This is a genomic window from Duganella sp. 1411 (assembly GCF_017833525.1).
Lineage (GTDB): Bacteria > Pseudomonadota > Gammaproteobacteria > Burkholderiales > Burkholderiaceae_D > Rugamonas.
Map to the genome: position 1 here is coordinate 25940 of NZ_JAFICD010000009.1, position 21636 is coordinate 47575.

The 21636-nt window shown below is 63.1% G+C and carries 26 protein-coding genes and 1 other RNA gene; 15 read left to right on the plus strand and 12 right to left on the minus strand.

What is annotated here, in order from left to right; genetic code table 11:
- Positions 1-117 precede the first annotated feature (117 nt).
- From JOD97_RS29395 to pncB, 4 genes are all read left to right on the plus strand, one after another.
- A complete protein-coding gene (locus tag JOD97_RS29395; protein ID WP_209726362.1) occupies positions 118-729 on the plus strand; it encodes an FMN-dependent NADH-azoreductase in 612 nt (203 codons plus the stop codon).
- Between the two features lie 191 nt (positions 730-920).
- Positions 921-1790: a cysteine hydrolase gene (locus JOD97_RS29400; protein ID WP_209726363.1), complete on the plus strand. Its 870-nt coding sequence runs from the start codon at positions 921-923 to the stop codon at positions 1788-1790.
- A gap of 25 nt (positions 1791-1815) precedes the next feature.
- Positions 1816-2634: a hypothetical protein gene (locus tag JOD97_RS29405; RefSeq protein ID WP_209726364.1), complete on the plus strand. Its 819-nt coding sequence runs from the start codon at positions 1816-1818 to the stop codon at positions 2632-2634.
- 74 nt (positions 2635-2708) lie between these two features.
- On the plus strand, positions 2709-3902 hold the full coding sequence (pncB, locus tag JOD97_RS29410; protein WP_209726365.1) for a nicotinate phosphoribosyltransferase: 1194 nt from the start codon (positions 2709-2711) through the stop codon (positions 3900-3902).
- 4 nt (positions 3903-3906) lie between these two features.
- Here the strand turns inward: pncB and JOD97_RS29415 are convergent, their stop codons facing one another.
- From JOD97_RS29415 to JOD97_RS29425, 3 genes are read right to left on the minus strand one after another with little or no spacing between them, the layout of a single operon-like run.
- The gene (locus JOD97_RS29415; protein WP_209726366.1) at positions 3907-4209 is read right to left on the minus strand and encodes a hypothetical protein; all 303 of its coding nucleotides are present in this window, start codon (positions 4207-4209) and stop codon (positions 3907-3909) included.
- 33 nt (positions 4210-4242) lie between these two features.
- Positions 4243-4542 carry an antibiotic biosynthesis monooxygenase gene (locus JOD97_RS29420; protein WP_209726367.1) on the minus strand — a complete coding sequence of 100 codons (300 nt, stop codon included), beginning with the start codon at positions 4540-4542 and terminating at the stop codon, positions 4243-4245.
- A 24-nt stretch (positions 4543-4566) separates the two neighbouring features.
- Positions 4567-5211, minus strand: a complete 645-nt coding sequence (locus tag JOD97_RS29425) for a TetR family transcriptional regulator (RefSeq protein WP_209726368.1) — start codon at positions 5209-5211, stop codon at positions 4567-4569.
- Here JOD97_RS29425 and JOD97_RS29430 point away from each other — a divergent pair.
- From JOD97_RS29430 to JOD97_RS29455, 6 genes are all read left to right on the plus strand, one after another.
- Positions 5210-5362: a hypothetical protein gene (locus JOD97_RS29430; RefSeq protein ID WP_209726369.1), complete on the plus strand. Its 153-nt coding sequence runs from the start codon at positions 5210-5212 to the stop codon at positions 5360-5362. The genes JOD97_RS29425 and JOD97_RS29430 overlap by 2 nt on opposite strands.
- Positions 5363-5423: 61 nt before the next feature.
- Positions 5424-6203 (plus strand): hypothetical protein, encoded by a 780-nt coding sequence (locus JOD97_RS32880; protein ID WP_229264816.1) that lies wholly within the window; start codon positions 5424-5426, stop codon positions 6201-6203.
- A 188-nt stretch (positions 6204-6391) separates the two neighbouring features.
- Positions 6392-6751, plus strand: a transfer-messenger RNA (tmRNA) gene (gene ssrA, locus JOD97_RS29440).
- Positions 6752-7051: 300 nt separating this feature from the next.
- Complete coding sequence (locus JOD97_RS29445) at positions 7052-7552, plus strand: hypothetical protein (protein WP_209726370.1); 501 nt, start codon at positions 7052-7054, stop codon at positions 7550-7552.
- Positions 7546-8046: a PIN domain-containing protein gene (locus JOD97_RS29450; RefSeq protein ID WP_209726371.1), complete on the plus strand. Its 501-nt coding sequence runs from the start codon at positions 7546-7548 to the stop codon at positions 8044-8046. Before JOD97_RS29445 ends, JOD97_RS29450 begins: the two co-directional genes overlap by 7 nt.
- 627 nt (positions 8047-8673) lie before the next feature.
- The gene (locus JOD97_RS29455) at positions 8674-9213 is read left to right on the plus strand and encodes a hypothetical protein (protein WP_209726372.1); all 540 of its coding nucleotides are present in this window, start codon (positions 8674-8676) and stop codon (positions 9211-9213) included.
- A 15-nt stretch (positions 9214-9228) separates the two neighbouring features.
- Here JOD97_RS29455 and JOD97_RS29460 read toward each other — a convergent pair whose 3' ends face one another.
- Positions 9229-10128 carry a LysR family transcriptional regulator gene (locus JOD97_RS29460; RefSeq protein ID WP_209726373.1) on the minus strand — a complete coding sequence of 300 codons (900 nt, stop codon included), beginning with the start codon at positions 10126-10128 and terminating at the stop codon, positions 9229-9231.
- A gap of 115 nt (positions 10129-10243) precedes the next feature.
- Between JOD97_RS29460 and JOD97_RS29465 the strand changes: the two genes are divergently transcribed.
- From JOD97_RS29465 to JOD97_RS29475, 3 genes are all read left to right on the plus strand, one after another.
- A complete protein-coding gene (locus JOD97_RS29465; protein ID WP_209726374.1) occupies positions 10244-10789 on the plus strand; it encodes a carboxymuconolactone decarboxylase family protein in 546 nt (181 codons plus the stop codon).
- Between the two features lie 29 nt (positions 10790-10818).
- The gene (locus tag JOD97_RS29470) at positions 10819-11460 is read left to right on the plus strand and encodes a pyridoxamine 5'-phosphate oxidase family protein (RefSeq protein WP_209726375.1); all 642 of its coding nucleotides are present in this window, start codon (positions 10819-10821) and stop codon (positions 11458-11460) included.
- 89 nt (positions 11461-11549) lie between these two features.
- The gene (locus JOD97_RS29475) at positions 11550-12137 is read left to right on the plus strand and encodes a flavin reductase family protein (protein WP_209726376.1); all 588 of its coding nucleotides are present in this window, start codon (positions 11550-11552) and stop codon (positions 12135-12137) included.
- Between the two features lie 47 nt (positions 12138-12184).
- Here the strand turns inward: JOD97_RS29475 and JOD97_RS29480 are convergent, their stop codons facing one another.
- Positions 12185-12751 carry a cysteine hydrolase family protein gene (locus JOD97_RS29480; RefSeq protein ID WP_209726377.1) on the minus strand — a complete coding sequence of 189 codons (567 nt, stop codon included), beginning with the start codon at positions 12749-12751 and terminating at the stop codon, positions 12185-12187.
- Between the two features lie 132 nt (positions 12752-12883).
- Entirely contained in the window at positions 12884-13399 is a 516-nt protein-coding gene (locus JOD97_RS29485) for a PEP-CTERM sorting domain-containing protein (protein WP_229264817.1), read from the minus strand.
- 500 nt (positions 13400-13899) lie between these two features.
- Between JOD97_RS29485 and JOD97_RS29490 the strand changes: the two genes are divergently transcribed.
- Positions 13900-14226 carry a hypothetical protein gene (locus tag JOD97_RS29490; protein ID WP_229264818.1) on the plus strand — a complete coding sequence of 109 codons (327 nt, stop codon included), beginning with the start codon at positions 13900-13902 and terminating at the stop codon, positions 14224-14226.
- A gap of 74 nt (positions 14227-14300) precedes the next feature.
- On the opposite strand, the gene JOD97_RS32885 is transcribed toward JOD97_RS29490, so the two are convergent.
- Positions 14301-14933, minus strand: coding sequence for a PEP-CTERM sorting domain-containing protein (locus JOD97_RS32885; RefSeq protein ID WP_229264819.1), 633 nt, complete (start codon positions 14931-14933; stop codon positions 14301-14303).
- A 334-nt stretch (positions 14934-15267) separates the two neighbouring features.
- Between JOD97_RS32885 and JOD97_RS29500 the strand changes: the two genes are divergently transcribed.
- Positions 15268-16539, plus strand: a complete 1272-nt coding sequence (locus tag JOD97_RS29500) for an O-acetylhomoserine aminocarboxypropyltransferase/cysteine synthase family protein (RefSeq protein WP_209726379.1) — start codon at positions 15268-15270, stop codon at positions 16537-16539.
- Here JOD97_RS29500 and JOD97_RS29505 read toward each other — a convergent pair whose 3' ends face one another.
- The 5 genes from JOD97_RS29505 to ompA form a co-directional block, all read right to left on the minus strand.
- The gene (locus JOD97_RS29505) at positions 16540-17661 is read right to left on the minus strand and encodes a hypothetical protein (RefSeq protein WP_209726380.1); all 1122 of its coding nucleotides are present in this window, start codon (positions 17659-17661) and stop codon (positions 16540-16542) included.
- Between the two features lie 151 nt (positions 17662-17812).
- Positions 17813-18844 (minus strand): hypothetical protein, encoded by a 1032-nt coding sequence (locus JOD97_RS29510; RefSeq protein WP_209726381.1) that lies wholly within the window; start codon positions 18842-18844, stop codon positions 17813-17815.
- A 410-nt stretch (positions 18845-19254) separates the two neighbouring features.
- Positions 19255-19950 carry an HAD family hydrolase gene (locus tag JOD97_RS29515; RefSeq protein ID WP_209726382.1) on the minus strand — a complete coding sequence of 232 codons (696 nt, stop codon included), beginning with the start codon at positions 19948-19950 and terminating at the stop codon, positions 19255-19257.
- Positions 19951-19960: 10 nt separating this feature from the next.
- Positions 19961-20656, minus strand: coding sequence for a bifunctional 2-polyprenyl-6-hydroxyphenol methylase/3-demethylubiquinol 3-O-methyltransferase UbiG (gene ubiG / locus JOD97_RS29520; protein ID WP_209726383.1), 696 nt, complete (start codon positions 20654-20656; stop codon positions 19961-19963).
- A gap of 96 nt (positions 20657-20752) precedes the next feature.
- Positions 20753-21463: an outer membrane protein OmpA gene (gene ompA, locus JOD97_RS29525; protein WP_209726384.1), complete on the minus strand. Its 711-nt coding sequence runs from the start codon at positions 21461-21463 to the stop codon at positions 20753-20755.
- Positions 21464-21636: the final 173 nt, after the last annotated feature.

The window sequence follows — 21636 nt, forward strand, 5'->3', positions numbered from 1 at the left end:
CTGTGGTGAATATTGCTATATCGATAAAATCGATCGGTAGGATTTAAATTTCCAGTATTTCTTCGATACTAAACCCGTTCTATCATGCCTGCAACCTATCTCATAAGGAAGCACATCATGGCAACCGTTCTCCACATTAACAGCAGTGTTCGTCACACCGGTTCGTTGTCGCGCCAGCTCGGCGCCGAGTTCATCGCCAAGTGGCAGCAAGCCCATCCTTCCGACACCATCGTCACGCGCGACCTGGCCGCCAATCCGGTGCCGCACCTGACCGAACAGCTGATCGGCGCGTTCTTCACGCCGCCGGAGCAGCGCAACGCCGACCAGGCCCACACGATCAAACTGTCCGACACGCTGGTCGACGAGCTGCTGGCCGCCGACACCATCGTCCTCGGCGCGCCGATGTACAACTTCTCCGTCACCTCGGGCCTGAAGGCCTGGATCGACCACATCGCCCGCGTCGGCCGCACCTTCAGCTATGGCGCCAACGGCCCCCAAGGCCTGGTCACCGGTAAAAAAGTCTACGTGGTCATCGCCAGCGGCGGCGTCTACAGCGAAGGCCCGGCGGCCGGCTACGACCACCTGACCACCTACCTGCGCGCCGCGCTCGGCTTCCTGGGCATGACCGACGTCACCTTCATCGTCGCCGAAGGCGTGTCGCGGGGCGAGGAAGCGGCGGCCGCCGCCATCGCCAAGGGCCGCAGCGAGATCGACGCCATCCTGGTGTAACCGGAACCCGCGCGCCGTCAGTGATACGCGTGCGGCGCCGCTTAGGGGGCGTACCCCGGATGGGGTACGACCCCGTTTGGCAGTGCGGGTTTGCATAAATAAGCAACACTCTTGCAAGTGATTGCGGCCCCGCTTGCGGGGCTTGTTCTTTGCTGCGTATGATGGAAGGCATTCCCGTCACGGAGCGTCACATGAAACGAAATCTGCATTTGCTGATCATCGATCCGCAAAACGATTTTTGCGACCTGCCGGCCAGCCACCTGCCGGTCGATCCCGTCAGCGGCCGGCCGCGCGCGCCGGCCTTGCCGGTGGCCGGCGCCCACCAGGACATGCTGCGCCTGGCGGCGCTGATCAACCGCGGCCGCGCCGGCCTGACGGCGATCAGCGTCACGCTCGATTCGCACCACCGCTTCGACATCGCCCACCCGACGTACTGGATCGCCGGCGACGGCGCGCCGGTGCCGCCGTTCACGCAGATCAGCGCGGCCGACGTGCGCGCCGAACGCTACCTGCCGCGCCATCCGGCCGCCTTGCCGCTGACGCTCAATTATCTCGACCAGCTGGAGGCGGCGGGCCGCTACCGGCTGATGGTGTGGCCGGTGCACTGCGAAATCGGCAGCTGGGGCAACAACGTCCACGACGACGTGCACGCGGCCTACGGCGCCTGGGAGGAGGCCTCGCTGGGCATCGTCGCCAAGCTGGCCAAGGGCTCCAACCCGTGGACCGAGCACTATTCGGCCGTCATGGCCGAGGTGCCGTACGCCGACGACCCCGACACCCAGTTCAACACCAAATTCGTCGACACCTTGGCCGGCGCCGACCAGATCTACGTGGCCGGCGAGGCCGGCAGCCACTGCGTCAAGGCGACGGTCGAGCATATCGTCGACCATTTCGGCGACGCCGGCGCCTCCAGGCTGGCGCTGCTCACCGATTGTATGAGCCCGGTCGCCGGCTTCGAGGCGCAGTACCGCGACTTCCTGCAGGCGATGCGCGCGCGCGGCGTGCAGCTGATGCGGTCGGGCGACGTGCTGCCCGAGCTGCTGGCCAACGCCGCCCGCTGATTCGGTCCCGGCCGAAGGGGCGACTGTGACGATCGCGCGGCGTCAACTGCTGGCGGCGGCCGCCGCGTGGCCGCTGGCATGCGCGCCGTGCGGCGCCCGGTCCGAGGTGGCGGCGCCGGTCGTCGCCGGCGCGGCGGACACGCTGCGCTTCGTGTTTTCGCGTCCGTTCGACAATCCGCGCACGCAGTGGCTGATCCGCGTCTACACCCATCTGGTCGAGGAACTGGGCAAGCGCTTCGTCTACATCGACGTGCCGCCGATGCGCGCCACGGCCATGGTGCTGGCGGGCGAGGCCGACGGCGAGCTGGGACGCACGTTCGACTATCTAACCCTGTTTCCGGCGCTGGTGCGGGTGCCCGAGCCGAACAATGCGGTGCGTTTCGCCGCCTACGCGACGCGGCCCGGATTGCGCTTCGAGGGCTGGCCGGCGGCGCGCGCGCGCGGCCTGCGCTGCGAGTACCGGCACGGCATCAGCGAGCTGCGCGAGATGCTGTCGCGCGAGCTGGCCGCCGACGCGTACTCGCATGTGCAGACCATCGCCCAGGGCCTGCAAAAGCTGCGGCTGGGGCGCACCGACCTGTACTTCGACGTCGAGGAGGCGGTCGCCGATTTCCTGTTCTTCCTGAGCGACGCCGAGCGCCGCGCCGGCGGCCTGGCGGCGCTGCATCAGGCCGGCGTGGTCCGCAGCACCACCGGCCACGCGTACCTGCGCGGCGCGCACGCGGCGCTGGCCCCGGCGCTGGCGGCCGGGCTGGCGCGGCTCAAGCGCCGGGGCACGGTCAAGCGTTACCTGGAGGAGAGCCTGGCGGCGTACAAGCGCGGCCTGCAAGGGGCGGGGAAATGACGGCCGGGGGGCGACTATCCACGCGCGCGGCCGGCATCGCGTAAGATCACGGCTATACGCCATCTGGAGAATCAATGAGTCAGCCCATCGTCCGCAGTCTGCTGGAGACCGATCTATACAAATTCACCATGTGGCAGGCGCTGCTCCATGGCCATCCGAACTCGCACACCGAATACGAATTCGTCTGCCGCAACACGCCGGCCTATCCGCTGGCCGAGTTGCGCGAGGCGGTCGAGCGTGAGCTCGATCATTTATGTTCGATGGGGTTTTCGGACGAGGAGTTGAACTTCCTGCGCTCGCTGCGCTACATGAAAAGCGACTTCGTCGACTTTCTCACGGTGTTCCGCTTCCAGCGCAAGTTCATCGACGTGCGCGCCGACGGCGACACGCTGACGATACGCGCGGCCGGTCCGCAGGTGCACGTGATGGGCTTCGAGATCTATGTGCTGTACATCGTCAACGAGCTGTATTTCCGCCGCTTCGACCAGGGCGCCGCGCTGGCCGAGGGGCGCGAGCGCCTGGGCGCCAAGATCGACGCGCTCAAGGCCTTCGGCGCCGAGCCGGCGCGCCGCAACCCGTTCGAGTTTTCCGACTTCGGCACGCGCCGGCGTTTTTCCGGCGCCTGGCACGACGAAGTGGTGCAGCGCCTGTCGCGCGAGGTGCCCGAATTCTTCAAGGGCACCTCCAACGTCTACCAGGCGATGAAGTTCGGCCTGGTGCCGATCGGCACGATGGCGCACGAATACATGCAATCGTTCCAGGCCTTTGGCGTGCGGCTGCGCGACTTCCAGAAAGCCTCGCTGGAGGCGTGGGTGCAGGAATACAGGGGCGACCTCGGCGTCGCCTTGACCGACGTGGTCGGCATGGACGCCTTCCTCGACGACTTCGACTTGTACTTCGCCAAGCTGTTCGACGGCCTGCGCCACGACTCGGGCGATCCGGTGGTGTGGGGCGAGAAGGCGCTGGCGCACTACGCCGCGTTGCGCATCGACGCCAAGACCAAGCGGCTGGTGTTCTCGGACGGGCTCAACCTGGAGGTCGCCTTCGGCCTGTACCGCCACTTCGCCGACCGCATCATGACCGGCTTCGGCATCGGCACCCACCTGACCAACGACGTCGGCCTGACGCCGCTCAACATCGTCATGAAGCTGGTCAACTGCAACGGCCAGTCGGTGGCCAAGCTGTCGGACTCGCCCGGCAAGACGCTATGCAAGGACGAGACCTTCCTGGCGTATCTGCGCCAGGTGTTCCACCATCCGGCCGTGTGACGCGTCAGGCCGCGCGCGCGCCGAAGCCGCGCATGATGGCGTCGGCGTTCTCGCCCTCATCCTCGTCGTAGATGTCGACGGTCAGCATGGCGCCGCTGCGTTCGCGCGCGTGGGCGGCGGCGGCCGGACCGCCGGGCGTCAGCGCGTCGAGGATGTTGCCGACGGTGCTAGAGGCCACGGTCGGCGGCAGCGGCGTATGGCGGGTCAGCTTGACCGTGGAGGGTGGAAAACCTTTTGCCAGCAAGGCGCTGCGGGCGCTTTCGGCGTCGGTCACCTGTTCGAAATTGCGGTGTATGGTGCGTGTCATGACGTCCTCCTGAATGAACCGTAAAGGCCGGGTTTAGAAGCCGGCCACCACGGTTTCGAAATGCTCCACCTTGGGCGGTGTAGCGAAATAGCTGCCCACCAGTCCACGCCAGGACTGGAACGCCGGGCTGCCGCGGAAATCGACGGTATGGTTTTCCAGCGTCTGCCAGCCGACCACCAGATGGTAGGTGTCGGGCGTTTCGATGTCGCGGTCGAGGCGCATCGACAGGCAACCGGTGGCGGCCTTGAACAGCGGCACGGCCTCGGCGACCCCGGCCTGGAAGGCGGCGTGGGCATCGGGCTTGATGTAGAGCTCGGCGATCTCGTAAATCATGGGCATCCTTATGAAAGTATGGCCCTATTGTGCCTCAAGTGCGGCGGGCGTGCGCAGGATGAAGCGCATCGCCTGCCGGGCCAGTTCCTTGACGTCGGCGCCGCTGCCGGGCTTGTACCACTGCACGGTCCAGTTGAGCGCGCCGAAGATCAGCAGGCGGTCGAACGACGACGGCATGGCCCAGTCGCCGGACAGGTGCAGCTCGGCGATGGCGCGGTCCCACACGGCCTCGTAGCGATCCTTCAGCGCCACCACGCGCGAGCGCGAAGGCTCGTCGAGCGAGCGCCATTCGTACAGCAGCACGGCGATGTAATGGTGGTCGGGCGCCAGCAGCGTATGCAGATGGGCCTCGACCAGCTGGCGCAGGATCTCGCACGGCGGCAGCGGCTGGGCGCCGATGGCCTCGATCTCGGCCAGCGAGCGCTCCAGGCCTTGCTCCATGATGGCGGCCAGGATGTCCTGTTTGGTCTTGAAATGATAGAACCAGCTGCCGGCCTGGATGCCGGCGGCGGCGGCGATATCGCGCACGGTGGTGCTCTCATAGCCCTTGGTGCGAAACAATTCGGCCGACTTCTCGATCAATTCCGCGCGCAGCCCGCCGCCTTCGCCTTTCAGCGGGCGCCCGCGTTTCTTCGGGCTGGGAGCGTCAATCGTGGCGGCGTTAGGCATGAAAATGTGTCTGGGTAGTAGTTTTGGTACATCCCATTCTAATGCAGCGCCCGGGCGCGAAATTGAAAAAGTGTTTGAAATTGTTACTTTCTCAATGGAAGCGAGCGGCTTTTGTGCTGCAATGCAACACTTCGGTTGGGCGCGCGATTGAGCGGGGTCAAACGGCCAACGTCGCGGGGGCATAGGCTGGTTGGTGGACCGGGGAGCGGGCGATGACTGAGACATCTGCTGCAATGGCTGTGCTTGACATCGGCAATCGTGCCGATGAGGATCATAAGATGGAAACCGAGATGCAAGAGCTGAGGCGGGAAATCGGCGAGGGCTTTACCGAGGGGAACGCGCGTATCGATGAGTTACGTCGGGAAACGAGCGAGCGTGTCGAACAGCTGCGTGAGGAGACAACAACGCGGATGCGGGAAGACCGCGATGCGTTACGGGCCCTGATGTATGAGTTACATAAAGAGACGCTGGCCCGGATTGATGAATCACGCAGAGAAACGCAAAGTCGGGTTGATGATTCTCACAGGGAAACGCAAAACCGGATTGATGAGTTACGTCGGGAAACACAGGATCGGATTGATGAGTCTCGCCGGGCGACGCAAGCCCAGATTGATGACTTGCGGAAGCAGGCAGCGGCTAATTTTCTTGCTTTGGATACGAAAATTGAGCTTGCTCGGCAGGAAAGTTCGGCAGCGATCGCGAACGCTCGCCAATCCGCCCACGAAGAGTTCTTGGTATGCATGGCGAAGATCGATGACTCGCGCAAAGAAGCGGCCGATAATTTCAATGCTTTAACCGCCCGCATGATCGATCTTCAACGGGAAACGACTGCGCGGATTGGCGAGGTCAATGTACGCATCGATACCGTTATCAATGAGAGTCACAGGAGGATGGAGCGCAGTGACGTGCAGTTCCGTTGGCTGGTGGGCTTGATGGTCAGCAGCCTGTTGGCGACGGCGGGGCTGTTCGCCCGCGCCGCGCACATGCTGTAACTGAAGGAAATTGGTGCCGGTATATTTCCCGACCGCCGGCGCCGGTAGTAGCCGCCTCCGGGAGGCGCTAATTGGTCGTTCTGTGTGAGAACTGGAGCCATCATATCGGGCGATTGTGACAGGCGTTTGACGTGGGTTCCGAATGTGGCATGCGTGGAGGCGCAAAGTGCGCTAGAATGGAGGTCTGTGGGGACGACCTGGTTTCGACGTGGGTTGCAAAGCAGAGCAGGGCATACCGAGGGCTGGTTACCTCGTAAATACACCCAGAAAAACTTAACTGCAAACGATAACTCGTACGCACTGGCAGCTTAATTGCTGTTAGCTCCACAACACCTCGTCCCTGGGGTGGGCCGTTAAAAGCTGTGGAGTCATTTACAGGGACTCGCGCTGTGAGGGGTCACTTCAATCAGCGCTAAATCTAAGGTGAATCGCTAGTCCAAAACGTGCACGTCCGTGTTGTACTGGTTAAATTAAATGATAGTGCTAAGTATGTAGAACTGTCTGTGGAGTGCTTGCGGACGCGGGTTCGATTCCCGCCGTCTCCACCACAAATCCGATAAGCCGTTGATTCGTCAACGGCTTTTCTTTTTTGCCGGTCCGGTTTGGGCTTGAACCCCAAATCAGAACCCCAAATAGGGACCAGGCATGGCAATCAACTACCCTCACACCTTCACCGCAGCCGGTCGGGAACTTTGCATTTTCGTATTGCAATCCCTGCCGACCCTCACCGAATTCATCACCTGATGAGCGATCTGACGAGATCATGATTTTTGTACGAGCGAGCGCACTTTCCTGCGCACACATGGTACTGTATAGACTGTGAACGGGCTTTGATCCCGGAGGATATGATGAATTTAGCACTCAAATATCAGCGCACGCCTCTGTTACGCCGGACACGCAAGAGCTTAGGAACGGCCATCGAAAGGAGCATGGCGAACGTCGTTGAGGATGTACTGAACAAGTCCATACGTGCTCAGGTCGTCAAGTTGCGCGAGACGGCAGCTGTCGCTCAGCAGGAAGAATACCAGCGCAAATTGGATGCATTGGTCAAGCTTATGATCAGCTCGGAATCAATAAGCTCGCCACACTTCTATCAACCCTTGAACAAGGTGATGTTGCATCATGGCAAGATGGCGCCGCCGCCAGTTGCTCAGGTAACGCACTTCGGCGAGGAGGGATTGGCGGTTATTAACGAATCGACCGAGCGAGTGGCCGAGGCGCAGCTGCGCGCCGACCGCCTGGCAAAACACCGCAAGGCGGTCAGCCTGATCGCCGGACTGTGGAAAGATCACGAGGGCGGCCCGGTCGATGGCGTCGAGTACGAGAATGAGGCGCGCCAGGCATGGTAATTGAGAAGCCTGTTCTCATCGACACCAACATCTGGATTGACGCACTGAACGGCTTGCCCGACGCACTGAACGTTCTCAACAGCTACATCGACATCGCACTGAGCGCCATCACCTACGCGGAAGTGGCCTCGGGCTGCAGCGCGGTGGAGTCTGCTGTCTTTGAAGCGTTTCTGCAGGCTGGCCAGGCGGCGGGAACCGTTCAGATAATTCACACCGACGACGCGATCATCCGGCTCGCCTCCACCTTCAACAAGAATCACGACACCGGGTGCGGGTACGGCAAGAGACGCCTCCCCGACGCCATCATCGGCGCCACCGCGGTCATTTCGGGTCGAATCCTGCTAACCCGCAACGCCCCGGACTTCAAGTATGTCGTCCATGAAACGCCGTATCAGGGCCAATGGGTCGATCAGGAGAAGGACGGGAAGACCGTCAAGACCTGGCTGCCTGCCTCGACGCCAGCAGCCAATCCGCCAGTCGCAAAGGGCGCTTAATCGCCAGGCGGTCTGTCGATCAACAGAATCTCCATTCTCCAGCCCTGGGCATGCCACCTGTTATCCGGCTCTTCCTGCGCTAGGCCCGACACGTTGATGGCGCGGCCTCGCGCGTACCTCGTTATCATGTCCATCAAGGGCGGGAGCAGTTTGCGGCGGTTCAATCTTATCCTGGCGACCTGCGCATGGCGCCGTAGAAGCTGTACGCACTCTTCCTCCTGGGTGAACTCCCCCCAGCTCGCCGTGGCGCTGAAACGCTAATGGGGTTAGTTTAATAATTGAACTCTTGAATTGTTCTTTAAGTAAGTTTTGTTGAATTTTAAAAATTTATTTTGTTGGGTTCGATTAATGCCGTCCCACTGGTTTAAAAACAAAGGCCCCGACGCTTTCGCGTCGGGGGCCTTTGTTTTTAATCCTATTGCTGGCGCTGGCGGCTAATCGAAACCACAAGGCGGCGACACAGGTAATTCTACCAAGGGATGGCGCGCCGTATCGTTCGGCGGCATGTTCCTTCGTTTGGGAATGAGAAAACGTGCCGAGGTTCGTTAAGCTGGGGGTGAGCCTCCGGGCACGCGCCGGTCCTGCCCGGTGCGCCAATGGCGCCAGTATCTTTTCCGAGGAGAACCGATGGCCGTAACTTCCATATCGCATATGTCGCCCCAGGCGCTGACAGGGCTGCAGGAGGCCGCACCCACACCTGCGGCCGGGCAGACCGGCGACGTCAGGCAGGCGAAAGCACGCCCGGCGATCGGCGGCCCGTTGAGTGGACTTGCGCCGTCGGCGGCGAAGCCCCGCACGTCGCCAACCGGCTCGGGCCCACGGCCGTTGGGCATGCCAGCGCAGCGCTTGAAAATCAAGGGACTGCCACCCGCCGCCAGTAACGCGAAGGCGAATGCGCCCACGTCGTCGTCGACGTTCGGATCGCAAGGCGGGGCGGCAGCCACCCACGCCCCGGGAAATCCGGACGCCAGCGCCACGCCGGCCACACCGGCATCCGAACCGCCAACCGATGTGGTGAGCGCGTTCGCCGCCTCGCAGCAAGCGGCCTTGGACATGTTGTTGGTGCAAAACGCGATCTCGCAGATTCAGAACCAGGTAACGATCAACCAGGCGCAAAATTCGGCCAAGGAAGAGTTGGGCAAGAGCGTGAAGGCCCTGTCCCAGTAGGTCCGGAGCAAAAGCTCAGTTGAACGCCCCCTCGGCCCGCAGCATCGACACCGCGAGGTCGATGAAGGCGCGTACCTTGGGCGTCGAGCGCCGCCCTTCGTGGTGCACGACATTGATCGGCATCGGCACCGACTCGTACGGCGTCAGCACCGTCTTGAGCCGCCCGGCCGCCAAATGCGGCGCGACCATGTAGGAAATCAACCGGGTCAGTCCAAAGCCGCCCACCACGGCCGCGATGACGGCGTCGTTGCTGGTGCTGACGAGGCGCGGACGCACGCGCACGACCACCGACTGCCGCTCGGATTCGAAGCGCCATTCGGCGGAGGCGGTCACGGGGCTGGCCAGCACGATGTCGTGGCCCGCAAGGTCCGCGGGCGCGAGCGGGATGCCGCGCGCGTCGAGGTAGGCGGGCGACCCGCACACCACCTGCCGCACCTGGCCCACCGGCACCGCCTGATAGCTCGAATCGGGCAGGTGGCCGAGGCGGACGGCCACGTCGATCCCTTCGTCCATCATGTTGACCACGCGGTCGATGAAGCGGCATTCCACCTCGGTGTCCGGATAGCGGCGCAGGTACTCGGTCACCACCGGCGTGACATACATGGCGCCGAACAACACCGACGAGGTGATCACCAGCTTGCCGCGCGGCTGCTCGTGCGTGCCGGCCGCCGCCTGTTCGGAATCGGCCACGTCGGCCAGGATGCGCCGGCAATCGGCCGCATAGCGCGCGCCCACGTCGGTCACGCGCACCACCCGCGTGGTGCGCGTCAACAGGCGCACGCCCATCGTTTCCTCCAGCTCCGTCACCGCCCGCGTCACCACCGGCGGCGAGATCCGCAGCTTGCGCGCGGCCGGCGCGAAGCCGCCTTCGTCGACTACCGCCAGGAAAATCGACATCGTGTACAGCCTATCCACATTATTCCTCTTTTGGGAATGGTTTATTGTAATTTCTCTGGATTCTCATTATCAGGCAAAAGATTCAAACTGCAAGCGCTGGGCAACACTTCATCGCCAACCAAGGAGAAACACCATGAGCCGCATCGCCATCATCGACAACAGCAACGCCAACGCCGAACAACAAGCCCTGCTCGACGCCATTCAAGGCCAGCTCGGCATGGTGCCGAACTTCCTCAAAGTATTCGCCAACTCGCCCGTTGCGCTGCGTGCCTTCCTGGGCCTGCACGGCGTGGCCGGCGCCGGCAGCCTGGACCCTCAAACCCGCGAACGCATCGCGCTGGCGCTGGCCCAGCAAAACGCTTGCGAATACTGCGTCTCGGCGCACACCGCCATCGGCCGCAAGAGTGGGCTGACCGCCGACGAGATCAGCGCCGCCCGCAGCGGCACCAGCGAAGACGCGCAAGCGGCCGTCGCGGTCAAGTTCGCCACCAGCCTGATGGAGAAAAAAGGCGAGGTCAGCGCCGTCGAGCTGGCCCAGCTGCGCAACGCCGGCTTTAGCGATTCCGACATCGTGGAAATCATCACCCACGTCGGCATGAACTTCCTGACCAACATCCTCGGCAAGGCCAGCAACGTCGAGATCGATTTTCCACGGGTCGACCTGAAACTGGCCGCCTGATTTTCCCCTCACTTTAACCAGGAGCCATCATGGGCCGCGCATTTTCCGACATCACCTTCACCCCGAACGTGCGCGCCATGCAGGAGCGCATGGGCAGCCGCGAAAAGTACGAACGCTTCGACCTGGCGACCAACCGCGCCGACCGTCTGGGCAGCATGGAGGCCGGGTTCATCGCCCAGGCCGACCATTTTTACCAGGCCACGGTCAGCGAGACCGGTTGGCCGTATGTGCAGCATCGCGGCGGCCCGGCCGGCTTTTTGAAAGTCCTCGATCCGAAAACTATCGCCTTCGCCGACTTCCGCGGCAATGTGCAATACGTCAGCGTGGGCAATCTGCAGAAGGACGACCGCATCTCCATCATCATCATGGATTACGCCAACCGGATGCGGCTCAAGCTCATCGGCCGCGTGCGTCTGGTGGAAGCCGCCGACGACGCCGCGCTGATCGAACGGCTGCGCATGCCCGGTTATTCGGCCCGCATCGAACGCGCGTTTGTCATCACCGTTGAGGGCTACGACTGGAACTGCCCGCAGCACATCACGCCGCGCTTTACCGAAAGCGAAATCGACACCATGACGGCGCCGCTGCACGCGGAGATCAAGCGCCTCAGGGAGCAACTGGCCGCGAGCATCGCCAAGCAGCCGCCGGGCGAACCGGGTTTGAATCTTTAAGGAGCTGTGGCGAGTTGCAGACGCTGGCGTGATTGGGTCGAACTGTGATCCGGGGCATAATCACCTGTTGAGTATGCCGAGGAGTCGAAATGAACGAACATATCGTGCCGGTGGCGCTGGAAAAGGCGTACCGCTTGCTGAATCACGGTCCAACGGTGTTGGTGTCCGCCACCCATGAAGGCATCGACAACGTCATGTCGGCGGCGTGGTCCTGCGCGCTGGATTTCTCGCCGCCCAAGGTGACCGTGGTATTGGACAAGGCCACCAGGACGCGCGCACTGGTGGAGGGCAGCGGCTACTTCGCGTTGCAGGTACCCAACCTGGGCCAAGTCCAGCTGACCTACGACGCCGGCAACATCAGCCTGGCCGATGCACCGGACAAGCTGAAACAATGCGGGATCGAGCTGTTTCGGGTCGAGGGGCGGGACACGCCGCTCGTCTCTGGCTGTTCCGCCTGGCTAATCTGCAAGGTGATCCCCGAGCCGCATATCCAGCAAACCTACGATTTGTTCATCGGCGAAGTGGTGGGGGCGTGGGCCGACGGGCGCGTGTTCCGCAACGGCCACTGGGAATTCGACAAAGCCGATCCGCGCCTGCGCAGCCTGCATTACGTCGCCGGCGGCCAGTTCTACGCGATCGGGGAGTCGGCGCTGGCAGATACCGGCAAGGCTACCTAGTGGAGCGGATGACGGCAAGACGCGCGGCAGCTAGCCAGTCATGCGCGTCATGCCGCCTTTTCAAACGCGTCGAGCACGTCGCCGGTGCGTACGACGGCCGCGTACTCGCCGTCCAGATTGGACAGCGCCATGGCGTGCACATCCTCGGCAGTCCGTGGCACGCCCGCATAGTCGACCTTGGCGAAGGCGAAGCACGCGTCGGCAACCACATGCGTCGCGAAGCCGAGGTTGCCCGCCGTCCGGGCGCTGGCCTCGACCGAGTTGTTGGTACTGACTCCAACGATAAAGAGCTCGCCGATGCCGCGCACCCGCAGCCACCGCTCCAGCCCGGTGTTGATGAAGGCATCGGGAACATTTTTCTCCATCACGCAGGCGTCCGGCAACGGCGCGAAGCGCTCCTGAAACTCCACCCCGGCTTGACCCGGCCAGAACAGCGAGCCAACCGTGCGCGATATGTGGCGGACATGGACCACCGTGCCACCGGCGGCCCGCCACGCGCCAAGCAACGCCGCGATATTTTGTTCCGCCTCCGGGTTGTTGCGGGTGCCGGCGGCCGGATCGGCCATGCCTTTTTGCATATCGATAATGATCAATGCCGCTGTACGTACTCTCATGAGGGTGTTCCGGATTCGTGGAAGCGGGGAAGATGTCGATTGTAGCTGAACTGATCCCGCGATCGTCACAATGAAAAAGGCCCGGAGCGCGAGCACCGGGCCTTGGTCTTTTCCCGCGCCGGGGCGCTGGAATTATTTCTGTTTGCGGCGGCGGGCGACCAGACTCATCAGACCCAGGCCCGCGAACATCATCGCGTAGGTGCCAGGCTCGGGAACGGCCGTCACCGCCGTGCCGGTCGAGTACAGCGTGGCGTTCGACAGCGAATCGAACCTGGTCGTGAAGCTGTCCACGCCGGCGCCGTTGCCGGCGTCAAAACGGTAGAAGGCGGTGACATTGTTCGATTCATTGCCCTGCGCATCCATCACATTGCCATAGTGGATGCCGACGATGGTGTCGCCATACAGCTGCTGGCTGAAGTTGATGACATTGTCGCCAGACAGGCCCGACAGCATCGACGTCGACGCCACGGCTTGGGTCAGATGCACGCCCCACACGGCCAGGTTCAGGTTGATGTCGGTGATGCTGGGCTTGTTGCCGTTCAGATTGCCGCTGACGAAACCGATGCAGCTGGCGCCCGGCACGGAAATATCGGAACCGGCGCATTCGGCCATCCCCGCAGCCATCGTGGTGCCGGCGGACATCAGCATTACAAGTGCAGCGGCAGTCGAAAATTTGGTCATGTTCATGTCAGAGATCCCCAAGGAAAGATTGTTCGCGGTATGTAATTGCGCACAGGAATCACGTTAGTGGATTTCTTTAAGCAATTCGCGGCGACGTGTTGAAGCATATCATGGTTTGCTGTTTTAAAGACATGTTAGTTTCCATTTGAATAAAATACATTTCCCATGCGGAATTATTGTTAACTTGAAAGTCACTGCGGTAACAGACGACTTGGCCGGGCGGGGCAGGACCGTGGTTTTGTTGTAAAACCGCCAGCATTGCCTTGCCATATGGCACTGTGTATTATCGATTGGTCCTGTCGACAAAAAACATAACCGGGTGACCCAATGAAAAACACACTGATCATATTGGCGGCCGCGATGGCCGGCTTGTCTGCGGCGGGCGCGCAGGCCGCGCCCGACTGCGTCGGCATAAGGCGCCATTCTTCCAGAAGGCGAAAGACGTTAAATGGGTATGGAACCCGACCTTGAAAGTCGAGGAAAACCTGGTCTGTGGCGATGCCAAGACCCCCGGCAAGCCTTTCGTCCAGATGCTGAAGTTCCCGCCGAATTTCGTGGGCGACCGCCACAACCACCCGATCGACCGCGTGGTGATACTCCAGAGCGGCAAGTGGATCTCCACCACGTACGACGGCCCGAACGGCGCGGCCGAGGCGCACGTCATGGATAAGCCCAACGATTATTACTACGAGTCGGCCAATTACGACCACAGTTTTAAAACCGGCAGCAAAGGGGCGGTCATCACCGTGCTGGGCTGGGACGGCCCCAACAAGCGCAACGATCCGAATAACTGATCCGGAGGTCCCAACGAAAAAGGCCCGGTGCGCGAGCACCGGGCCTTGGTTTTTTCCGCGCCGAAGCGCCGGGATTATTTCTGCATGCGGCGGCGCGCGACCAGACCCATCAGGCCCAGACCGGCGAACATCATCGCGTAGGTGCCCGGCTCGGGCACGGCCGCGGCGTGCGTCGGCGCGGCGCCGGTCGAGTACAGCGTGGCGTTCGACAGCGAATCGAACTTGGTCGTGAAGCTGTCCACACCTGCACCGTGGCCGGCGTCAAAACGGTAGAATGCAGTGACGTTGGTCAGCTTGTTGCCCAGCACATCGGTCACGTTGCCGTAGTGGATGCTGACGATGGTGTCGCCATACAGTTGCTGCTTGAAGTTGATGGTGTTGCCGGTCAGGCCGGACAGCATCGACGTCGACGCCACCGGCGCCGTCAGGTGCACGCCCCACGTGGACAGGTTCTGGTTGATCTCATCCAGGCTGGGCTTGTTGCCGTTCAGGTTGCCGCTGACGAAGCCGATGCAGCTGGCGCCGGCCACCGAGATGTTGGACGACGCGCAGGAGGCGGTCGCCGGGACCGTGATCACCGGCGTGGTGCCGGCACCGCTGTTATTATTACCGTTGCCGTTGCCCGGCGTGGTGCTGCCGCTGTTACCTTTACCGTTGCCGTTATTGCCTTTGCCGCCGGCGGCTGCCATCGCGGTGTTTGCGGACATCAACAAAACCAGGGCTGCAGCAGTCGAAAGAGTCGCCAATTTCATGTCAAATAATCCCAAAGAGTGAGTAGTTACGGTGTGACTTGCGCGCCGGAAACAATTTATTGGGTTTCTTTGAGCAATATCGTCAAAATTTTCGAAATCATAGCACGAATAGATTCTTTAAAGATATTTTAGTTGCGCAAAGACAAAAATATTGTTGTTTGAAGTTAACCCGGCCGCCTCCGCCGTCCTTCCGCGCGCATACGAAATATGTATTTGTAAATGCGGAATGATTCGTGGGCGCGGCACTCTATTCCACTTAGGCTGGCACCATCACCAACCCGGAGAAGCGATGAAACTGGAAACCCTTGCCGTCCACGGCGGCTACAAACCCGACCCCACCACGCGCGCGGTAGCGGTGCCGATCTATCAAACGGTCGCCTACGCGTTCGACGACACCCAGCACGGCGCCGACCTGTTCGACCTCAAGGTGCCGGGCAACATCTATACGCGCATCATGAATCCCACCCAGGACGTGCTCGAGCAGCGCATCGCCGCGCTCGAGGGCGGGGTGGGGGCGCTGGCGCTGGCGTCCGGCCAGGCGGCCGTCACGTACGCGATCCAGACCATCGCCGAGGCCGGCGACAACATCGTCTCGGCCGCCACCTTGTACGGCGGCACCTACAACCTGTTCGCGCACACACTGCCGCAGTTCGGCATCAACACCCGCTTCGCCGACGCGCGCGACCCGGCCTCGTTCGAGGGCTTGATCGACGAGCGCACCAAGGCCGTGTTCATCGAGTCGATCGGCAACCCGCTGGGCAACATCACCGACATCGAGCAGATCGCCGCGATCGCCCACCAGCACGGCGTGCCGCTGATCGTCGACAACACGGTGGCCACGCCGTACCTGTTGCGCCCGTTCGAACATGGCGCCGACATCGTGGTCCATTCGCTGACCAAGTATTTGGGCGGCCACGGCAACTCGATCGGCGGCGCCATCGTCGATTCCGGCAAATTCCCGTGGGCCGACCACAAGCAGCGCTTCAAGCGGCTCAACGAGCCGGACGTGTCGTACCACGGCGTGGTCTACACCGAGGCGCTGGGGCCGGCCGCCTACATCGGCCGCGCGCGCGTGGTCCCGCTGCGCAACACCGGCGCGGCGATTTCCCCGTTCAACGCGTTTTTGATCCTGCAGGGCATCGAGACCCTGGCGCTGCGCATGGAGCGCATCATCGACAACACGCGCCGGGTGGCGCAGTTCCTCGACGGCCACGCCAAGGTCAAATGGGTCAATTACGCCGGACTGGAGGGGCACCGCGACCACGCGCTGGCGCTCAAGTACCTGGGCGGCAGGTCGTCCGGCGTGCTGACCTTCGGCGTCGAGGGCGGGGTGGAGGGCGGGGCGCGCTTCCAGGACGCGCTGCAATTGTTCACGCGGCTGGTCAACATCGGCGACGCCAAATCGCTGGCCTGTCATCCGGCCTCGACCACGCACCGCCAGCTCAACGAGGCGGAACTGGCCAAGGCCGGCGTGACGGTCGACACCGTGCGCCTGTCGGTCGGCATCGAGCACATCGACGATCTGCTGGCCGATCTGGAGCAGGCACTGGCGGCCGTGTGACTACTTGGCCTTGGCGGCTTTGACGGGGTCCGGCACGCGCGTGATGACAACCTCGCCGTCGACGATGACGCAGTCGATGATGTGGCTGCGCGAGACCGGCACCTCGCGCGAGAACAGGTCCTGGTACGGCCCGGCGTCCTCCAGCCGTAGGTCGATGCGGAAGCTCTCCAGGTGGTTGACGGCGTGCACCTCGCGCACCCGCTGCTTGCGCACTTCCGCCTCCTTGTCGCTGCGCCCGTGCATCTGCGGGCCCTCGAAGTAGCGGATCAGCGCGCACTCGATGACGTCGATGCGGTCCTTGAGCAGGATGTCGGCGGCCACCGCGTTCTCGTTGGCCGGCAGCTCGGCGGGATCGCCGTCGTCGGACAGCACCTCGACGTTCATGCGCTGGATCAGCAGCAGCATGTCGTTGTCTTCGCTGTTGTTCTGATGGATGCGCTGCACGGCCGCCAGGCGCCCGCGCGCCAGCCGGCCGGACGCGTCCTTGGTCTGGCCGACGTATTGCACCTTGCTCTGGAACTGCAGATCGTTCTCGTACTGCTGCAGCACGTCGTGGATCGACAGCGCCTCGACCAGGCCGCCCCAGTTGAGCGTGAGGAAGCGGTCGGTCATCGTCACCGACGGCTTCTTGAGCGTGGCCGCGAACGGCACCGTCAGCTCGATCGTGATGCTGTCGCGTTTTTCCTCGACGCCGATCAGGATCGGCACCGTCAGCTTGAGCGAGAAGAAGCCCCAGCTGGTTTTGCCGGCCGCGTCGAAGCGCACGCGCGGACGGTTGACGGCGAAATAGATCAGCCGCTTTTCCATCGTCGCCTCGAGGTCGAACTGCATGCGGCGCAGCTGGCGTCCGACCGGGTCGCGGATGTCGGGCCGCTCGGGGAAGCCGGCCACCAGGTCGTACCAGTGGTATTTGGCGTCGGCCACCGTCACCACCCAGGTCTGCGGCGCGCTACCGCGTTGCGGCAACAGCGGCAGCAGATCGTCGAGCGGCTCGGCCGGCGGCGCCAGCAAATCATGAAACGGCTCCGGCGCCTCGGCCAGCAGCTCGCCTATGCCCAATTCCTCCGGGCTGGGGTCGGGGTAGTCGTCGTCGGCGATTAGGGGCGGGTAATCGCTCGTCATGATGCGCACTCCAATGTCTCGGTTAGTTGGCCTATTTATTGACTACAGTATAGTCCTTCCTTGTGACATTTCCACTCGGCAATTCCGGAAAGCGGCTAATTAGTCACACATTGTCACGCCGGGACGGGCGTTTGGGGTACTCAGCCGGTACTCAGCCTTTAACCGCGGCGGCGGCCGCCACCGGCAGCGCCGACACCTTGGCCTCGCCGTCGGCGATGAAGCAGCTCATCAGATGACGCGGCGCCGCCGCCACCTGTTCCGAGCCCAGCAGGTCGTAGTTGCCGGCCTCGGGCAGCGCGAGGTCGATGGTGAACTGCGCCAGGCTGTTGGCCTCTTGCACCTCGGTCAGGCGCGCGGCGGCCAACGTGCGCCGTTCCGGGCTTTGTGCGCGCTGGCCCTCGAAATAGCGGATCAGCGCCGCCTCGACCACGTCCATGCGCTCGGCCCGCAGCGCCTCGGCCGCCTCGGGCCCGGCGTTGGCGGGCAGGTCGGCGGCGTCGCCGTCGGCGCACGTGACCTGGATGTCCATGCTGTGCACCAGCAGCAGCGTGTCGCGATCGTCGTCGAGCTGCGCGTGCAGCTTTTGCAGCGCCGGCAGCCCGGCCTTGGCCAGGCGCGCCTCGGGATCGCGGGTCTGGCCGACCATGATCACGCGGCCGGGCGCGGCCAGATGGTTGGGGTAGGTCTGCAGGATGTCGTGGATCGACAGCGCCTCGACCAGGCCGCCCCAGTTGAGCGTGACGAAGGTCGGCGTCAACGTCACGGTCGGCTTTTTGAGGGTCGCGGCGAACGGCACCTTCAGTTCGATGGTCAGGCTGTCCCGGGCTTGGGCGGCGCCGACCAGCAGCGGCAGCGTCAGTTTGAGCGAGAAAAAGCCCCACTGCACGGCGCCGGCCGGATCGAAGCGCACGCGCGGCCGGGTGACGGCGAAGAACAGGTGGTGTTTTTCGGCCACCGCCTCCAGCTCGAACTGGGTGCGGCGCTGGTAGCGGCCGATCGGGTCGCGGATGTCGAGGCGTTCGGGGAAGCCGGCGATCAGGTCGTACCAATGGTAGCGGGCGTCGTCCACGGTGACCATCCAGCTTTGCGGGGCGCTGGTGTGCTCGGGCGTGTGGGCGGTGAAATCGGCAAACTGTTCGGGATAAGGCCGCGGGATTGGGGCAGCCTGTTCAGGGTTGATCATGATGGCCTGACGAAGAATTGGAATAGTGTCCGCTGCACCCACCTCCACCAACCGCATTACGTTAATGGAAATAAGTATTTCTACGCAGTAACCCGGAGACTATACCTGTCGGACGCTTTGATCAACATATTTCTTCAAGTGGTTTCATGGAAGCGCTGCCACTGCCGCACAGCTCGGCGTAGGGCGGATTGGGCGGAACGCCGTAATCGGCCATGGGTGGGCCGCCGATGACGCATGCATGGCGGATTACGCTGCGCTAATCCGCCCTACGTGGTTTAGATTGGCTCAGGGGTACGTATCCGCCGAATGTCGGGGGAGACACGTAGGGCGGATTAGGCGGCACGCCGTAATCCGCCATGTGTGGGCCGCCGATGACGCATGCATGGCCGATTACGCTGCGCTAATCCGCCCTACGCGGCCAGCTGCGCCTTGTCCGCCACGGCCGAGCGCATCAACGCCAGCAGCTGCTCGGGCGTGTCGAGCACCCGGTCGGCCTGCCATCCCAGCGGCTCGACCGGGCCGCAATAGCCCCAGCCGCAGCCGATGCTGGGCATGCCGGCGGCCTGTCCGGCCTGGATGTCGCGCAGATCGTCGCCGACATACCAGCACTGTTCCGGCGCCAGGCCCAGCCGCGCGGCCGCTTCCAGCAGCGGCGCCGGGTGCGGCTTGGCGTGCGCGGTGGTGTCGCCGGAGACGATGCACGCCGCGTGCGCCAGGCCGATCTGCGGCAGCAGCGGATCGGTGAAGCGGGCCGGCTTGTTGGTGACGATGCCCCATTGGAGCCCGGCCTGCTCGATGCCGGCGAGCAGCTCGGCGATGCCGGGGAATAGCGTGCTGTGCACGGCCATGGCCGCCTGATAATTGTCGAAGAAACCCTCGCGCAGCTCGACGAAGCCGTCGTCGCCCGGTTTGAGGCCGAAGGCGGCGCCGATCATGCCGCGCGCGCCGGCCGAGGCGGTCGGGCGCAGCAGCTCGTAGGCGGTCGGTTCCAGCCCGCGCACCGTGCGCAGCAGGTTGACGGCGGCGGCCAGGTCGGGGGCGGTGTCGGCCAGGGTGCCGTCGAGGTCGAACAAAATGGCGCGCGGCGCCGGCAGTGCGGTAGTCATGGGCGGTCGATCAGAGCGGACGGGTGGTGGCGGCCAGGTAATTGACGCTGGTGTCGTCGTTGAGGGAATAAATCTTGGTCAGCGGATTGTAGCCCATGCCCTTGAAACCCTTCAGTTCGAGGCCGGCGCCGCGCACGAATTGCGACAGTTCGGCCGGCGTGATGAATTTGTCGTAGTCGTGGGTGCCGCGCGGCAGCAGGCGCAGCACGTATTCGGCGCCGATGATGGCGAACAGATACGCCTTCGGATTGCGGTTCAAGGTCGAGAAGAACACGTGGCCGCCCGGTTTGACCAGCGCGGCGGCGGCGCGCACGATGGCCGCCGGGTCCGGCACGTGCTCGAGCATCTCCATGCAGGTGACGACGTCGAACCGGCCCGGCTCCTGGGCCGCCATCTCCTCGGCCGCGATCAGCTTGTAGCGCACCTGCACGCCCGACTCCAGGCTGTGCAGGTCGGCCACCTTGAGCGCCTTTTCCGACAGGTCGATGCCGGTGACGGTGGCGCCCTTGCGCGCCATCGACTCGCTCAGGATGCCGCCGCCGCAGCCGATGTCGATGACGTTCTTGCCGGCCAGCGGCGCGCGCGCGTTGATCCATTCGAGCCGCAGCGGGTTGATCTCGTGCAGCGGGCGGAACTCCGACGTCGGGTCCCACCAGCGGTGGGCCAGGTCGGAGAATTTTTGCAGTTCTAATGGGTCGGCGTTCATGGGCTCGGTGTTCTGTGAGAAAAGTATTCGCTATTCTAAAGCAGCGGGCGTAAAAAAACCCCGCCGGGGCGGGGTTCCGTGTGGGCTGCAGCGATATTACTTGCTGGTGCCGACCACTTCGATCTCTACGCGACGGTTTTTGGCGCGGCCTTCGGCGGTCTTGTTGTCCGCCACTGGCTGTTTCTCGCCTTTGCCTTCGGTGTAGACGCGGTTGGCGTCGACGCCTTTGGAGATGATGTAGGCCTTGACGGCTTCGGCGCGGCGCACCGACAGCTTCTGGTTGTACTCATCCGAACCGACCGAGTCGGTGTGGCCGACGGCGATGATGACTTCCAGGTTGATCGAGCTCAGTTTCGAGGTCACGTCGTCCAGCTTGGCTTTGCCTTCTGGCTTCAGCACGGCTTTGTCGAAGTCGAAGAACGCGTCGGCGGCGAAGCTGACTTTTTGCGCGGTCGGCACTGGCACTGGCACTGGGGCCGGAGTCGGGGTGCTAGGGGCCGGGGTGGCTGGCGCTGGTGGCGGCGGCGGTGCTACGCACTTGCCGTTTTCCAGTTTTTCTGGCTCGACGCACAGTGGCAGGTCGCAGCCTGGCACGGCGTCGGCGGGGGTCCAGTAGCCGGTGCGCCAGCACAGGCCGAACGGGTCGCGGGCGATGACGCCGCGCGAATCCTGAACGTAGGCGCTCTTAGGGGTAGCGGCCTTGATGTCCTGGGTGACTGGTGCGTACGGTGGCGCGGTAGGGGTCTGGGCGATTGCCGAGCCGGCGAAAGCTGCCGACACGGCCAACATCGAAATAAGTTTTTTCATATTTTTCTTCCTTTCGGGGGTGATATCCGCAGAAAAACTGCGCGACGCATATTACGTGGGCCGAATTCTACCACGCAGGGGCGTCACGCCTGTCTCCCGATTGCGAAACGAGCAATTAACTTCTGAACCATTTTGCCACAAGCGATCTGGCGGCGTGAAAAGGCGCCAACATG